Origin of the sequence: Burkholderia sp. GbtcB21 (genome assembly GCF_019091065.1) — a bacterium.
Classification (GTDB): Bacteria; Pseudomonadota; Gammaproteobacteria; order Burkholderiales; family Burkholderiaceae; genus Burkholderia; species Burkholderia pyrrocinia_C.
In genome coordinates, this window is record NZ_JAGXKA010000444.1 from 1 (window position 1) to 239 (window position 239).

Sequence of the window (239 nt, forward strand, 5' to 3'; positions counted from 1 at the left end):
GAGCACTCCACGCGTATTCTTCATCAGCGCGGCCACCTTCGGCGCAACGAGCCTCTATGGCTCCTCGACACGGGCCGATCTCCCACGCTTCGGCCCCTTTCTGTTCATGGGGCTGATCGGCATCATCATCGCGGGGGACGTGAATCTCTTCCTGGCTTCCTCGGCGCCGCAGCTCGTCGTATCAGTGATCGGCGTGCTCGTGTTCACGGGGGTTACCGCATTCGACACGCAACGCCTCA

The 239-nt window shown here is 62.3% G+C and carries 1 protein-coding gene; it reads left to right on the plus strand.

What is annotated here, in order from left to right; all coding sequences use genetic code 11:
* On the plus strand, nucleotides 1-239 hold a 239-nt coding region (locus KVT39_RS37320), incomplete at both ends, for a Bax inhibitor-1 family protein (RefSeq protein WP_217591518.1).